This is a genomic window from Pantoea sp. UYEF8, assembly GCF_040546285.1.
Taxonomy (GTDB): domain Bacteria; phylum Pseudomonadota; class Gammaproteobacteria; order Enterobacterales; family Enterobacteriaceae; genus Pantoea; species Pantoea brenneri.
Genome location: NZ_JBEPNM010000011.1, coordinates 40,934 through 55,950, shown reverse-complemented (window position 1 = coordinate 55,950; position 15,017 = coordinate 40,934). Strand labels below are relative to the sequence as shown.

Genomic DNA, 15,017 nt, shown 5'->3' with positions numbered 1-15,017 from the left:
ATCCGCCATGCGGATCACGCTTTGCCCTGGCGGGATTGCGGCGCACGCTACTCTTTAAAATCGCTGGCGTCCAGTTCGTGACGAGACAGCAGCTTATAGAACTCAGTACGGTTGCGTCCAGCCAGACGCGCAGCATGGGTCACATTGCCTTTAGTCATCTGCAGTAACTTACGCAGATAGTTCAGCTCGAACTGATTGCGCGCCTCGACAAAGGTCGGCAACGCACTGTTTTCACCGCTCAGCGCCTGCGCCACCAGCGCATCACTGATCACCGGTGACGCGCTGAGCGCCACACACTGCTCAACCACGTTGACCAGCTGACGCACGTTACCCGGCCAGCTGGCGGCCATCAGGCGTTTCATCGCATCGACAGAAAAACTGCGGATTTGCGGCTTGTGCCGTTCCGCCGCCTGACGCAGCAGATGATTCGCCAGCAGCGGGATATCCTCCGTCCGCTGATGCAGCGCCGGAATTTTCAGGTTAACCACGTTGAGGCGATAGAACAGATCCTCGCGAAACTCTTTTTTCTCCATCGCCTTAGGCAGATCGCGGTGGGTGGCGGAAATGATACGCACGTCGATATCCATGTCGTGATCGCTGCCGACCGGCCGTACTTTGCGCTCCTGCAGTACCCGCAGCAGCTTAACCTGCAGCGCCTGTGGCATGTCGCCGATCTCATCAAGAAACAGCGTGCCGCCACCGGCCGCTTTGAACAGCCCATCACGGGCGCTCACCGCGCCGGTAAATGCCCCTTTGGCGTGACCAAACAGCTCAGACTCCAGCAGTTGTTCCGGCAGCGCACCGCAGTTGATGGCGATAAACGGCTTGCCGTGACGTGGACTGGCGGCATGGATGGCCTGTGCCAGCATCTCTTTACCGGTACCGCTCTGCCCGTTAATCAGCACGCTGACATCAGACTGCGCCACCATATGCGCCTGCTCCAGCAGCCGCAGCATCAACGGGCTGCGGGTAACAATCGCTTCGCGCCAGCGGTCATCGCTGATCGGCGCCTGCTGCGCCAGCGCTTCATCAATCGCTTTGTAGAGCGCATCACGATCCACCGGCTTGGTCAGAAAGCTGAACACGCCCTGTTGGGTGGCGGAGACCGCATCCGGAATCGAGCCGTGCGCGGTCAGGATAATCACCGGCAGCCCCATATGGCGTTTCTGGATTTCGCCAAACAGCGCCAGCCCGTCCATTTCATCCATCCGCAGATCGCTGATAACCAGCTCAATTTTTTCTTTCTGCAGCAGACGCAACGCTTCCGGGCCGCTGGCGGCCGTGGTGACCTGGTAACCTTCGCTGCTGAGACGCATGCCCAATAGCTTCAGCAGGCTGGGATCGTCATCGACCAGCAGCAGCCGGGCGGCTTGTTTAACCATTATTGCTCCTCGTCCTGCGGCAGTGCAGTGCCGTGACTGCTGTCAGAGACATCCGGCGCTTTGCGGGATGATAGCTGGCGCTCAATGTCGGTCAATCGCTCCAGCTTACGCTGTGTATCACTCAGCTGCTGTTGCTGCCTGATCATCTGCTGCCGGAGTGTCTCCTGCTGGGCATCACTGCTTTGTTGCAGGTGCGCGTAACGGGTTCGCGCTTCGCTGAGGTCAAGTTGCGCCGCCTGATTGCTGCGCCACAGCTGAATAAGCGGACGAACCGGAGCAGGAAAATCACTGCTGTAGCTGTCCAGGGTGGCGACATACTGGCGCCGCTCGACCGGCGTGACGTTGCCGTTAGCCATTAACACGCCCTGCTTAAAGGCGCGTGACCAGCCGTCTGCCGGCCAGCGGTGCGCTTCAGCCCGGGCTTCGGCTGGCGACAACCGTTCTGCACAGTCGATGGTGCGCATCCAGTAGAGCGGATTAGCCAGCGCCGCGTGGTTTTCAATCTGCCACACATCACTGCAGCGGGTCGCCAGATAATCAGCTATTTTGACCTCCGGTTCCGTCACCGGATGGCCCGACGGCAGCGATGAGGTGGCCGGAGAGGCGGTACATCCGCTGAGCAGCAGCGTGGTCAGCGTGCTCAACAGCAAAGCGGGTAAATATTTCATCAGTCAGACATTCCCGGCTGTGGTGTTCAGTTCAATGCGAAAACAGACGCCGGTGCGATCGCTGGAGACCAGCGACAGGTCGCCCTGCATCCGGCGCAGACAATCTTTGGCAATACTCAGGCCCAGCCCGCTGCCTTTCACCGGCCCTTTACGCTGCTGGCTGCCCTGAAAGAACGGCTCGAATATCATCTTCTGCTCGTCCGGCGGAATCGGGGTGCCGCTGTTGGCAACCTCGATCCAGATCCGATCGCCCTGCTGCTGACTGCGCAGCCAGATGGTACCGGATTCGCTGCCGTAGTTCACGGCGTTCGAATAGAGGTTGTCGATCACCCGCATCAATAGCGTCGGCTCGGCCAGACAGCGGGTCGCGTTGAGATCCAGCACCGTCTGCATCAGTTTGGTCCGCGCCGAAAGCGCATGCGCGCTGACCACCCGTGCCACAATTTCATCCAGCCTGACCGTTTCCAGTTGGGTCGGGCCATCGGCCAGTTTACGGTTGTAATCCAGCAGTTGCTCAATCAACCGCTGCAGATGGCGGCTGCTGCTGTCCAGAATCGACACCACCTCTTTCTGCTCGCTATTAAGCGATCCGGCCACTTCATCCGCCAGCAGTTCGGTGCCTTCGCGCAGGCTGGCTAAAGGTGTTTTCAATTCATGGGAGAGATGACGCAGGAATTCATGACGCTGGGTTTCCAGCCAGGCCAGTCGCTCACTCAGCCAGAGGATACGCTGGCCGAGTGACCGCAGCTCACGCGGGCCGCGAAGCTCTACGCTGCTGCCCAGTTCGCGTCCTTCACCCAGCCGGTTGATCATCCGTTCAATGCGCTTAACCGGCCCGATGATCATGCCGGTGAAGAGCATCATTAACGCCAGGCTGATGATAAACAGAATCAGCGCCTGCCAGCCAAAGAACTGGCCGCGATCGGCAATCTCACGCTGTAGCTGTAAGCCACGTGAAAACACCACTTCGCGCGTATCCTGCACCATCCGGATATTCGTGGCCGAGAAGCGATCCAGCGCCTCGGCGGCGCGCGGCACCGGATTGCCATTGTCGCACTGCGGTTGGGTCAGCAGGGGCAGCGTGGCTTGCAGCGTCTGGAAAGCCGGCAGTTCCGGCAGGCTGGCGCTGTGGGCGCTCAGCATCTGGCTGTAACGGGTACGCTGCGTTTGATAGAGCCGCGCCAGCGAGGCATCATCCAGCACGCAGTACTGGCGATAGCTGCGCTCCAGTTCAACCGCGGTGCGGGCCATCGCCTCGCTGCGGCGCACGTCGGTGAAGGTATTGCGGTTGGTATCCGCCGCCTGTTCGCTGAGGGCTGAAAGGCTTTCCCACGCCTGCCAGGCCAGCACCAGCAGCGGTAACAGCACCAGCACAAACGCCATCAGCACCAGCTGGCGCAGAGAACGGGGAAATAAACGCCATCTTTTCACGCGGCCGCTTCCTTAGAAAAATGCTGTCTGGATGCTAGCGGACTCTGATGCAGGAAGAAAGAGGCAGAAAAGAAAACGGCAGGCGCGCTGGCCTGCCGTTGACGCGACGCCAGCGGCATCGCGGAACAATGGGTGGAGCCTTACTCAACGTTACGTCCGGCGTTTGATAACGTTGCAAAGCAAACGATTATCGATGAGGTGGACGGCAGGCTCCGTTTGGTGCGTCATTCGGGTTTTATGAGCTCTTTTCCGCAGTGCGGGGCAATCATAAACAGGTGAATGAGCAGCGCACGGAGTATAGCAAGTTTCATGCCAATTAATAAATAACTATATTTTTCAGTTAATTGTCAGATTCACCGGGCTAACGGCAGCGTTAGCGAACCGCAAAAGCCGGTAAAAGTGTCGCCTGAAAGCAACACTCAGTACGAGAGGAAAACTAGCTGATATAAATCAGCAGGATAAATGTCGCCAGACGGCGACACAGTTAAGCCACGGCTGTCGCCATTTGCCAACAGCCGCCTGAAAATAAAACAGGAGGCGCTGTGGCCTCCTGTTGTTATCAGCGGATGATTTAACCCAGCTGTTTACGTGCGTTGCGGAAAATACGCATCCACGGGCTGTCTTCGCCCCACTCTGCCGGATGCCAGGAGTGGCTGACGGTGCGGAACACCCGCTCCGGATGCGGCATCATGATGGTGACGCGGCCGCTTTCGTTGGTGACCGCAGTGATACCGTTTGGCGAGCCGTTCGGGTTAGCCGGATAGGTTTCTGTCACTTTGCCGAAGTTATCGATAAAGCGCAGCGCCACCAGTCCTTTCGCTTCCAGTGCGGCCAGATGAGCCGGGTCGCGCACTTCTACAAACCCTTCCCCGTGGGAAACCGCGATAGGCATATGCGATCCGGCCATTCCGTCCAGTAACAGCGACGGGCTGGCTGCCACTTCGACCAGGCTGAAACGGGCTTCAAACCGCTCAGACTGGTTACGCACAAAGCGTGGCCACAGGTCACTGCCGGGAATCAGTTCACGCAGGTTGGACATCATCTGACAACCGTTACAGACGCCGAGCGCCAGCGTCTGCGGGCGGTGGAAGAAGGTCTCAAACTCATCGCGTACCCGAGCGTTGAACAGGATTGATTTTGCCCAGCCTTCGCCCGCGCCCAGCACGTCGCCGTAAGAGAAGCCACCACAGGCAACCAGCGCCTGGAACTCTTCCAGACCGCGCCGTCCGGCCAGCAGGTCGCTCATGTGCACATCAACCGCAGTAAAACCGGCCCGGTCAAAAGCCGCTGCCATTTCAACGTGCGAGTTGACGCCCTGCTCACGCAGCACCGCAACCCGTGGACGCGCGCCAGTGGCGATCATCGGGGCTGCGACATCTTCCTGCGGATTGAAGGTCAGCGTAACGTTGAGGCCCGGATCGCTGTCGTTCTTTTTCGCCTGGTGTTCCTGATCGGCGCAGGCCGGGTTATCACGCAGGCGCTGCATCTGCCAGGTGGTTTCTGCCCACCAGGTGCGCAGCGTAGTCCGGCTTTCGCTGTAAACCGCGCTGTCGCCCGAACGAATCACAAAGCGGTCGCCTGGCTGAGCATGACCCAGCAGATGACTACAGTCTGCCAGACCGTGATCGGCCAGAATTTGCTCTACCGCCGCGCGATCGGCAGCGTTAATCTGAATCACCGCGCCCAGCTCTTCGGTAAATAAGGCGGCCAGTGGGTCATTGCCCAGCGCCGCGATATCAACTTCAACACCGCAGTGGCCGGCAAAGGCCATTTCTGCCAGCGTCACTAACAGGCCACCGTCGGAACGATCGTGGTAGGCCAGCAGTTTCTGCTGCGCCACCAGCGCCTGCATCGCATTGAAGAAGCCCGCCAGCTGGCTGGCATCACGCACATCGGCTGGCTTGTCGCCCAGTTGACGATAAACCTGTGACAGCGCCGTAGCGCCGAGGGTATTGGCCCCGTTACCGAGGTCGATCAGCAGCAGCAGGTTTTCCCGTTCGGGCTGCAGCTGCGGCGTGACGGTGCGACGCACATCTTCAACCCGCGCAAACGCGGTGATCACCAGCGACAGTGGCGACGTCATTTCACGCTGTTGGTTGCCTTCCTGCCAGCGGGTTTTCATCGACATCGAATCTTTACCGACCGGGATGGTGATGCCCAGCGCCGGACAAAGCTCTTCGCCGACCGCTTTTACCGCGGCGTACAGACCGGCGTCTTCGCCCGGATGACCGGCAGCCGACATCCAGTTAGCCGACAGTTTGACGCGTTTCAGCGAGCCGATAGAGGTGGCCGCGAGGTTAGTCAGCGCTTCACCCACCGCCAGACGGCCGGAGGCGGCGAAATCGAGCAGCGCAACCGGCGCACGTTCGCCCAGCGCAAAGGCTTCACCGTGATAGCTGTCGAGGCTGGCGGTGGTCACGGCGCAGTTGGCGACCGGGATCTGCCACGGCCCGACCATCTGGTCGCGCGCAACCATGCCGGTCACGCTGCGGTCACCAATGGTGATCAGGAAGGTTTTCTCCGCCACGGCGGGCAGATGCAGCACGCGATTGACCGCATCCACCAGGGTGATGCCATCACGCTGCAGTTCATTGCCCTGCGCCTGCTGCGTCACCACGTCACGCGTCATCTTCGGCGTTTTGCCCAGCAGCACGTCAAGCGGCATGTCGATCGGTTTATTGTCGAAATGGCTGTCGCTCAGGCTCAGATGCAGCTCTTCGGTGGCTTCACCGATTACCGCAAACGGTGCGCGCTCACGCTGGCAAATCGCTTCGAACTCTGCCAGCTTCTCGGGTGCCACCGCCATCACATAACGTTCCTGTGATTCGTTGCACCACACTTCCAGCGGACTCATGCCCGGCTCATCGTTGAGGATATCGCGCAGGTTAAACTGACCACCGCGGCCGCCATCGCTGACCAGCTCAGGCATCGCATTCGACAGACCGCCCGCGCCCACGTCATGAATGAACAGAATCGGGTTGTCATCGCCCAGCTGCCAGCAGCGATCGATCACTTCCTGGCAACGACGTTCCATTTCCGGGTTGTCACGCTGTACCGAGGCGAAGTCGAGATCGGCATCAGACTGGCCCGACGCCATTGAGGAGGCGGCACCGCCGCCCAGACCGATGTTCATCGCCGGACCGCCCAGCACCACCAGCTTAGCGCCGACGGTGATTTCACCTTTCTGCACGTGGTCAGCACGGATATTGCCAATGCCGCCCGCCAGCATGATCGGCTTGTGGTAGCCGCGCAGCTCGGTGCCATTGTGGCTGGTAACCTGCTCTTCATAGGTACGGAAGTAACCGTTCAGTGCCGGACGACCAAATTCATTGTTAAATGCCGCGCCGCCCAGTGGGCCATCGGTCATGATCTCCAGCGCGCTGACGATGCGGTCCGGCTTGCCGAAATCCTCTTCCCACGGCTGCTCGAAGCCAGGAATACGCAGGTTCGACACCGAGAACCCGACCAGGCCAGCTTTCGGCTTGGCGCCGCGTCCGGTTGCCCCTTCGTCACGGATTTCGCCACCGGAGCCGGTTGCCGCGCCAGGCCACGGTGAAATCGCCGTGGGGTGGTTGTGCGTCTCAACTTTCATCAGGATATGTGCCGCTTCCTGATGCCAGCGGTATTCGCTTTCTGCCGCATCAGCGAAGAAACGGCCGACGTCGGACCCTTCCATCACCGCAGCGTTGTCTTTGTAAGCAGACAGCACGTAATCCGGCGTCTGCTCCATGGTATTTTTGATCATCTTAAACAGCGATTTCGGCTGCTTCTCGCCATCAATAATCCAGTCGGCGTTGAAGATCTTGTGGCGACAGTGCTCAGAGTTAGCCTGAGCGAACATATAGAGTTCGATGTCGTTCGGATTGCGGCCCAGGCGGGTGAACGCCGCCAGCAGGTAATCAATTTCATCGTCTGCCAGCGCCAGACCCAGCGAGAGGTTAGCCTGGACCAGCGCCTGACGGCCCTCACCCAGCACATCGACACTTTTTACCGGCTGCGGTGAGTGGTGAGCGAACAGCTGCTCAGCTTGCGCCAGATCACTGTAGACCGTCTCCATCATGCGATCATGCAGCAGCGCGCCAAGCAATTGCCACTGCGCCTCGGTTAACTGAGGGGCCTGCACGTAAAATGCCAGACCGCGCTCCAGGCGACGGACCTGCGGCAGATCGCAGTTGTGAGCAATGTCGGTGGCTTTCGATGACCATGGTGAGATGGTGCCAGGACGCGGTGTCACCAGCAGCAGACGCCCTTGTGGCGCATGTTCAGCGAGAGAAGGACCATATTTCAGCAGACGCTGTAAACGGGTCTGTTGGTCGGCGCTCAGTGGCGCGCTGACATCGGCAAAATGGACGTACTCAGCGTAAATATCACTCACCGGCAGGTGAGCGTCCTGAAAGCGGGTCAGCAGTTTGTTTACACGAAATGCCGACAGGGCGGGCGAACCACGCAGAATTTCCATCATAAGATCTCTCGTCTTCGAAACGCCGGGCGACGCTTCATTGGGCGCAACAGGGGAAAACGGGGCGTATTATAGAGAAAGCGCCCTCGCGACGAAACCGTTTGCGCAAAATTTATGGCCCACCGGATTTGCCTGAAATTTGCGCAAAACCTGCTATATGAGTTGCTCAGCTTCGCTTTGTTGCGCAAAATGCCCCTCGCTCTGGGAGTTCAAAGAAGACAAATACTGCCTTTAAAAGACAGAGGCCTTAGAGCCAGCGAGAGATAACTATTTGAAACGCCTAAAATTTAATTATCTGTTTATCGGTCTGGTCGCCGTGCTGTTAGCGATGGCATTGTGGCCGTCCATCCCGTGGTACGGCGGTGGGCAGGATACGATTTCACAGATTAAATCACGGGGAGTATTGCGTGTCAGTACCATCAATTCCCCGCTGACTTACTACACCATAAATCAGGCCCCGGCCGGTATGGACTACGAGCTGGCAAAACGCTTCGCCGATTATCTGGGCGTTAAACTGAAGGTGACGGTCCGCCCGAACCTGAGTGACCTGTTTGACGATCTTGATGAAGGGAAAGCGGATGTGCTGGCGGCGGGCCTGAATTATAACAGCGAACGCCTGGCGCGGTATCGGACCGGGCCCGGCTACTACAACGTTTCGCAACAGCTGGTGTATCGCGTGGATAAGCCACGCCCGAAAAACCTCGGTGATCTCAAGGGGCGGCTGACGGTCGCCTCGGGATCGGCGTACCTCTCCAGCCTGAAAAGCGCCCGCTCTAATCAGTTCCCCGATCTGGACTGGGCGATCTCCACCGATCAAAGCCCGAAAGCGCTGCTGGAAGCAGTGGCGGATGGCAAACTCGACTACACCATCGGCGACTCGGTGACGATCGCCCTGCTGCAACGCATCTATCCGCAGCTGGCAGTGGCGTTTGACGTCACCGATGAAGAGCCGGTGACCTGGTACATGAAGCACAGCGACGATGACAGCCTGAATGCGGCGATGCTCGACTTCTTTAACGGCATGGGTGAAGAAGGCGCAATGGCGCGACTGGAGGAGAAATATCTCGGTCACGTAGGTACCTTTGACTATGTCGATACCCGCACTTTCCTGCGCGCCATCGACAGTACCCTGCCCGACATCAAGCCGCTGTTTGAGAAGTATGCCTCCGGCATCGACTGGCGCCTGCTGGCAGCCATCTCTTATCAGGAGTCGCACTGGAATCCGCAGGCCACCTCGCCGACCGGCGTGCGCGGCATGATGATGCTGACCCGCAATACCGCTGAGAGCCTCGATGTGGGCGACCGCACCGATCCTGAGCAGAGTATTCGCGGCGGCAGTCAGTATCTGCAGAATATGATGGAGAAAGTGCCGCAAACTATCCCGGAAGATGAGCGCATCTGGTTTGCACTGGCGGCCTACAACATGGGCTATGCCCACATGCTCGACGTGCGTAAACTGACGGCGCGTCAGGGCGGCAATCCGGATAGCTGGGCGGACGTTAAGCTGCGGCTACCCATGCTGAGCCAGAAGCGTTACTACACCCAGACCACCTATGGTTACGCGCGCGGGCACGAGGCGTATAACTACGTGGAGAACATCCGTAAGTATCAGATCAGTCTGGTGGGGTATCTGCAGGAGCAGGAAAAACGCCTGGCACAGCAGATGGCTGCGCAAGCGGAACTGGCAAAAGGCTATCCGGCAGTTGAACCGAACATCGCCATGAATTAACTCTGGCGTTGCGCCTGACGCAGCGCTTTTTTCTGCTCGCGCCGCATGCGGAAGAAATCACTCAGCATGGCGGCACACTCTTCTGCCAGCACGCCGCTGTGCAATTCAATCTGATGATTCATGCCGGGATGCCCCAGCACATCCAGCAGCGAGCCTGCCGCCCCGGTTTTGACATCATGCGCACCATACACCAGCCGGGTAATGCGACTGTGCACCATCGCGCCCGCGCACATCACGCACGGTTCCAGCGTCACGTAAAGCGTGGTGTTCAGCAGCCGATAGTTTTCCAGTACCTTACCGCCCTGTCGCAGCGCCATCATTTCGGCGTGGGCGGTCGGATCGTGCTGACCAATCGGGCGATTCCAGCCTTCGCCAATCACCCGCTCATCCTGTACCAGCACCGCGCCGACCGGCACTTCGCCCTGCTCCCAGGCTAATCGCGCCAGGCCGAGGGCGTGGCGCATCCAGTATTCATCGCGTTGTTGATTCATGCAGGCCACTCCCGGCAACAGAAAAGCGGCGCATTATAGCGGTCTCGCGGTCGCGGGTGAAACTTATTCCAGCTGTTGCAGTTCGCCCGCCGGCGTGACACGCCAGCGATGCTGGCAGAAAAACAGCAGCGGGTTATCCTGCTTGCTGTCGCTGTACCCGCTGTAAAGCTGCAGCGGCGTGCCGATTTTCTCCTCCAGCTGCGCCACTTTTTCATGGCCGAGACAGCGCATCGCCAGCACCCGACCGCCCCAGCCGCGCTGCATCTGGCTGGCAATCATTTTCACCCGCGGCAGAAAAGCCGAGTCGTAATAGACCTGTTCGACCAGCGACTGTGGTGAGCCGGTAATCAGCCAGACATCGGCGTCATCGCTGCCGAGATAGTCAGTCAGGCGCTGTTGCACCACCGGGAACGCTTTCACCCGCAGGCGAAACCATTGCGCGAATTCAGCTTCTAGACGCAGCAAGGTTCGCTCTGAATGACCAAAGGTGATCGACCACAGCAACAGGCTCATCGGCCAGCGTGCCGCCCGGCCTTTGAACAGCAATCCGAGCCCCACCACCGGCAGCAACGGGACCACCAGCAGCAGATTCAGCGGCCGGCGTCGCAGCAGATAACGCATAAAGGTGCCAAACATATCCTGCTGATGCAGCGTGCCGTCCAGGTCGAAAAATACGATGCGACGTTGTGTACCCTTGGTCAAACAACTCTCCTTTTCGCTGATTTTGCGCCAATAGACTCTATTGTAGCCATCATCAGGCGGCACGGCGATGGCTGTCATTTTTAATTCCGATGACTACAATGCCAGATGAATAGTTTATTCTTCGCAAATTACTCCTGAATCATGAGGATTGGGCATGAGTTCATTGCTGCGCATTCGCCAGCTTTATCCCCGTCTGGCGCTAAACGAACGCCGGCTGGCTGATTTTCTGCTGTCACAACCCGATCGGGCCCGTCATCTGAGTTCGCAAAAGCTGGCGGAGGAGTCAGGCGTCAGTCAGTCGAGCGTGGTCAAGTTCGCCCAGAAGCTGGGCTATAAAGGGTTTCCGGCGCTGAAACTGGCCCTGAGTGAGTCACTGGCCGACAAGGATGCGATTACCGTGCATAACCATATTCTCAGCGATGACCCGCTCAAAATGGTGGGAGAAAAGTTGCTGGCTGAAAAGCTGTCGGCGATTCGCGCCACGCTGGATATCAACAGCGAAGAGAAGCTCAACGAGGTGTTGCAGCTGCTGAAGAATGCCCGGCGCATCCTGCTGGTGGGAATTGGTGCTTCCGGGCTGGTGGCAAAAGATTTTTCATGGAAGCTGATGAAAATCGGGATCAATGCGGTCGCCGAGCAGGATATGCACGCCCTGCTGGCCAGCGTACAGGCGATGGGGCCGGGCGATGTGCTGCTCGCCATCTCTTATACCGGTGAGCGGCGTGAGATCAATCTGGCCGCGCAGGAAGCCGCCCAGGTAGGTGCCGACGTGGTGGCCTTTACCGGCTTCACCCCGAATACCCTGCAACAGAGCGCCAGCCAGTGTCTCTATACCGTGGCGGAAGAGCAAAGCACCCGCAGCGCAGCGATCTCCTCGACCACCGCCCAGCTGGCGCTGACTGACCTGCTGTTTATGGCGCTGGTGCAAAACGATCCGGAACGCGCCTCCAGCCATATCCGGCACAGCGAAGCGCTGGTGAAAAAGCTGGTCTGATCAGCCGGAGGGCGTATAATAGCCGCGCTTTTTCTGTTGTAACCAGGTGGGAAAAATGGCGCTGTTGATCACGGCCAAATGCATTAACTGCGATATGTGCGAACCGGAATGCCCGAACCAGGCCATCTCGCTGGGTGATGCGATTTATGAAATTGACGTCAGCCGCTGCACCGAGTGCATCGGGCATTATGATGAGCCAACCTGTCAGCGGGTTTGCCCGATCGATAACACCATTATTACTGATCCACAGCACACCGAATCACGCGATGCGCTGTGGGATAAGTTTGTGGTGCTGCACGGTTAGCTTTCGATAATCACCGTGGCGCAGGCGTAATGACGTTCGTCAGCCAGCGTCACGTGAACGCTTTTCACGCCCAGTCGCTGTGCCAGTTCATCCGCATGCTGGAAAAAACGTAACCCCGGTTTTCCCAGCGCATCGTTATAAACCTCAAACTGATTAAAGGCCAGACCGCCACGAATGCCGGTGCCAAATGCCTTGGCCGCCGCCTCTTTGACGGCAAAACGCTTGGCGAGAAAGCGCACCGGCTGCTGGTGCGCCTGATATTGCTGCCATTCCGCTTCGCTCAATACCCGCCGCGCCAGTCGATCGCCGGAGCGCTCAATCACCCCGGCGATACGCTCGATTTCAACGATGTCGGTACCCAGCCCGAGAATTGCCATCAGCGACGCGCTTCACGCAGCAGCTGCTTCATCTCCCGGACTGCGTCAGGCAATCCGCTCATCACCGCACGGCCAATAATCGCATGACCAATGTTCAACTCATGCATTTCCGGCAGCGCGGCAATCGGCAGCACGTTGTGATAGGTCAGACCGTGGCCGGCGTTGACCTTCAGACCAAGGCTGGCCGCGAAGGTAGCCGCCTGACGGATGCGTGCCAGTTCTGCATCGCGTGCCAGGCCTTCCGGGGCTTCAGCGTAGGCACCGGTATGAATTTCGATATACGGCGCTCCGCTGGCCACCGCCGCTTCAATCTGGCGGTGATCGGCATCAATGAACAGTGAGACCAGAATTCCCGCTTCACTCAGCAGCTTGACCGCCGCATTCAGCTTGTCCTGCTGGCCCGCCACGTCCAGTCCGCCTTCGGTGGTCACTTCCTGACGCTTTTCCGGAACCAGACAGCAGAAATGCGGTTTGATATCGCAGGCGATGCCAATCATCTCATCGGTAACCGCCATCTCCAGATTCATCCGCGTCTGGATGGTGTCACGCAGAATACGCACATCACGATCGGTGATATGACGGCGATCCTCGCGCAGATGCACGGTAATGCCATCCGCGCCCGCCTGCTCAGCGATAAACGCCGCCTGCACCGGATCGGGATAGTTTGTCCCGCGCGCGTTACGTACCGTGGCAATGTGATCGATATTGACGCCTAACAGCAACTCAGACATGACCATCCTCACTTCTTGTTTGTCGTAATGTTGAGTGTACCGCGTTGCATCCGGCAAGCGGTACGACCAGCGCTATTCAGCGGCTTCGTCGGTTTTTTTCTTCGGGATAAACTGACGAAACAGTTCCTGACTCTTGAGCGGCTTACCGCCAAGGTAAGGTTTCAGGGCGATACGGGTGAACCGCTTAGCGGCTCGCAGGCTGTCGGCATCAGGGAACTCGCGCTCACACAGGGCGCGCAGCTGGCGACCGGTGAAGCTGCGTTGATTCAGCACCAGGCTGGCGATAAAGCCGCGCTCTTCGCGGTAGCTGTAGGTCATCTCGTCGCTGACCGGCTCGCCACTGCCGGCACAGTGCAGGAAATCGACGCCGTAGCCAAGATGGCCGAGCAGCGCCAGTTCAAAGCGGCGTAGGGCCGGTTCTGGCGAGCCCTGAGATGAGGCTAAGCTTTGCAGACAGTTAAGATAATCGAAGAACAGATCGGAGAACGGGAATTCCTGCTCCAGTACGCGGGATATCAGCTCGTTGACGTACAGGCCGCAGTAAAGCGTGATACCGCTGAGCGGTAACGCCAGCGATACCGCTTCGGCATTGCGCAGGGTTTTGACCTCGCCCCGCCCGCTCCAGCGAACCAGCAGTGGGGTAAAAGGCTGTAACGCCCCTTTCAGCTGGGAGCGCCGTGAACGCGCCCCTTTCGCCAGTACCCGCACCCGCCCTTCACTTTCGCTGAACAGGTCGAGCAGCAGACTGGTCTCACTGAAGGGACGACTATGCAGCACAAAGGCGCGTTGCCAGCCTTCCATCGAATCAGAGATCGTCTGTGTAACCCAGGCTGCGCAGCGCACGTTCGTCGTCCGCCCAGCCCGATTTCACTTTAACCCACAGTTCGAGATGCACTTTCGCTTCGAACATATCTTCCATGTCTTTACGCGCTTCAATGCCGATAGTTTTGATCTTGCTGCCTTTGTTACCAATCACCATCTTCTTCTGACCTTCACGCTCAACCAGAATCAGGCCATTGATGTCGTAGCCGCCGCGTTCGTTAGAGACGAAGCGTTCAATTTCTACCGTCACCGAGTAAGGCAGTTCAGCACCGAGGAAACGCATCAGCTTCTCACGGATAATCTCCGACGCCATAAAGCGCTGTGAACGGTCAGTGATGTAATCTTCCGGGAAGTGGTGATCGGCCTGGCGCAGATGTTTACGGGTAATCGCCGCAATGGTATCGACGTTCTTTCCGCTTTCCGCCGAGATCGGTACGATATCGAGGAAGTTCATCTGCTGGCTCAGGAACTGCAGGTGCGGCAGCAGAATACTCTTGTCCTGGATGTTATCGACTTTGTTGATCGCCAGCACCACCGGCACTTTGCCGTCGCGCAGTTTGCCTAACACCATTTCATCATCCGGCGTCCAGCGGGTGCCTTCAACCACGAAGATCACCAGTTCCACGTCGCCAATTGAGCTGCTGGCGGCGCGGTTCATCAGACGGTTAATCGCGCGTTTCTCTTCCATGTGCAGGCCGGGCGTATCGACGTAGATCGCCTGATAGGCGCCTTCGGTATGGATGCCCATGATGCGGTGGCGCGTGGTTTGCGGCTTACGCGAGGTGATCGACACCTTCTGCCCCAGCAACTGGTTCAGTAAAGTGGATTTGCCGACGTTAGGTCGGCCGACAATCGCGACAAAGCCGCAATAAGTTACGTTTTCGCTCATTCGAGTCCTGAGTTATTCAGCGCCTGTTCAGGCGCCGG

General features: G+C 58.5%; 13 protein-coding genes. 3 read left to right on the top strand and 10 right to left on the bottom strand.

Going from position 1 to position 15,017, the window contains the following annotated elements:
- Positions 1 to 47 precede the first annotated feature (47 nt).
- The 4 genes from glrR to purL form a co-directional block, all read right to left on the bottom strand.
- Positions 48 to 1,382, bottom strand: coding sequence for a two-component system response regulator GlrR (glrR, locus tag ABIB18_RS18395; protein ID WP_031376266.1), 1,335 nt, complete (start codon positions 1,380 to 1,382; stop codon positions 48 to 50).
- Positions 1,382 to 2,050, bottom strand: coding sequence for a two-component system QseEF-associated lipoprotein QseG (gene qseG, locus ABIB18_RS18390; RefSeq protein ID WP_089561665.1), 669 nt, complete (start codon positions 2,048 to 2,050; stop codon positions 1,382 to 1,384). Before qseG ends, glrR begins: the two co-directional genes overlap by 1 nt.
- Before the next feature lie 3 nt (positions 2,051 to 2,053).
- Complete coding sequence (locus tag ABIB18_RS18385; RefSeq protein ID WP_069728698.1) at positions 2,054 to 3,481, bottom strand: sensor histidine kinase; 1,428 nt, start codon at positions 3,479 to 3,481, stop codon at positions 2,054 to 2,056.
- A gap of 571 nt (positions 3,482 to 4,052) precedes the next feature.
- Positions 4,053 to 7,943: a phosphoribosylformylglycinamidine synthase gene (purL, locus tag ABIB18_RS18380; RefSeq protein ID WP_354475170.1), complete on the bottom strand. Its 3,891-nt coding sequence runs from the start codon at positions 7,941 to 7,943 to the stop codon at positions 4,053 to 4,055.
- 268 nt (positions 7,944 to 8,211) lie between these two features.
- Between purL and mltF the strand changes: the two genes are divergently transcribed.
- Entirely contained in the window at positions 8,212 to 9,669 is a 1,458-nt protein-coding gene (gene mltF / locus ABIB18_RS18375; protein ID WP_031376270.1) for a membrane-bound lytic murein transglycosylase MltF, read from the top strand.
- Here mltF and tadA read toward each other — a convergent pair.
- Together tadA and yfhb are read right to left on the bottom strand one after the other, a co-directional pair.
- Positions 9,666 to 10,160, bottom strand: coding sequence for a tRNA adenosine(34) deaminase TadA (gene tadA / locus ABIB18_RS18370; protein ID WP_031376271.1), 495 nt, complete (start codon positions 10,158 to 10,160; stop codon positions 9,666 to 9,668). The two genes, mltF and tadA, sit on opposite strands and share 4 nt — an antisense overlap.
- 63 nt (positions 10,161 to 10,223) lie before the next feature.
- Positions 10,224 to 10,862: a phosphatidylglycerophosphatase C gene (gene yfhb, locus ABIB18_RS18365; RefSeq protein ID WP_031376272.1), complete on the bottom strand. Its 639-nt coding sequence runs from the start codon at positions 10,860 to 10,862 to the stop codon at positions 10,224 to 10,226.
- A gap of 154 nt (positions 10,863 to 11,016) precedes the next feature.
- On the opposite strand from yfhb, the gene ABIB18_RS18360 reads away from it, so the two are divergent.
- On the top strand, positions 11,017 to 11,856 hold the full coding sequence (locus ABIB18_RS18360; protein ID WP_031376273.1) for a MurR/RpiR family transcriptional regulator: 840 nt from the start codon (positions 11,017 to 11,019) through the stop codon (positions 11,854 to 11,856).
- Between the two features lie 55 nt (positions 11,857 to 11,911).
- Positions 11,912 to 12,160 (top strand): YfhL family 4Fe-4S dicluster ferredoxin, encoded by a 249-nt coding sequence (locus tag ABIB18_RS18355; RefSeq protein WP_031376274.1) that lies wholly within the window; start codon positions 11,912 to 11,914, stop codon positions 12,158 to 12,160.
- Here ABIB18_RS18355 and acpS read toward each other — a convergent pair.
- The 4 genes from acpS to era all read right to left on the bottom strand — a co-directional run bounded on the left by acpS (position 12,157) and on the right by era (position 14,979).
- Complete coding sequence (acpS, locus tag ABIB18_RS18350; RefSeq protein ID WP_031376275.1) at positions 12,157 to 12,537, bottom strand: holo-ACP synthase; 381 nt, start codon at positions 12,535 to 12,537, stop codon at positions 12,157 to 12,159. The two genes, ABIB18_RS18355 and acpS, sit on opposite strands and share 4 nt — an antisense overlap.
- A complete protein-coding gene (gene pdxJ / locus ABIB18_RS18345; protein ID WP_279809785.1) occupies positions 12,537 to 13,268 on the bottom strand; it encodes a pyridoxine 5'-phosphate synthase in 732 nt (243 codons plus the stop codon). The genes acpS and pdxJ overlap by 1 nt, the downstream gene beginning before the upstream one ends.
- Positions 13,269 to 13,340: 72 nt before the next feature.
- Entirely contained in the window at positions 13,341 to 14,069 is a 729-nt protein-coding gene (gene recO / locus ABIB18_RS18340) for a DNA repair protein RecO (protein WP_031376277.1), read from the bottom strand.
- A gap of 4 nt (positions 14,070 to 14,073) precedes the next feature.
- Positions 14,074 to 14,979, bottom strand: coding sequence for a GTPase Era (gene era / locus ABIB18_RS18335; protein ID WP_031376278.1), 906 nt, complete (start codon positions 14,977 to 14,979; stop codon positions 14,074 to 14,076).
- Between the last annotated feature and the right edge of the window lie 38 nt (positions 14,980 to 15,017).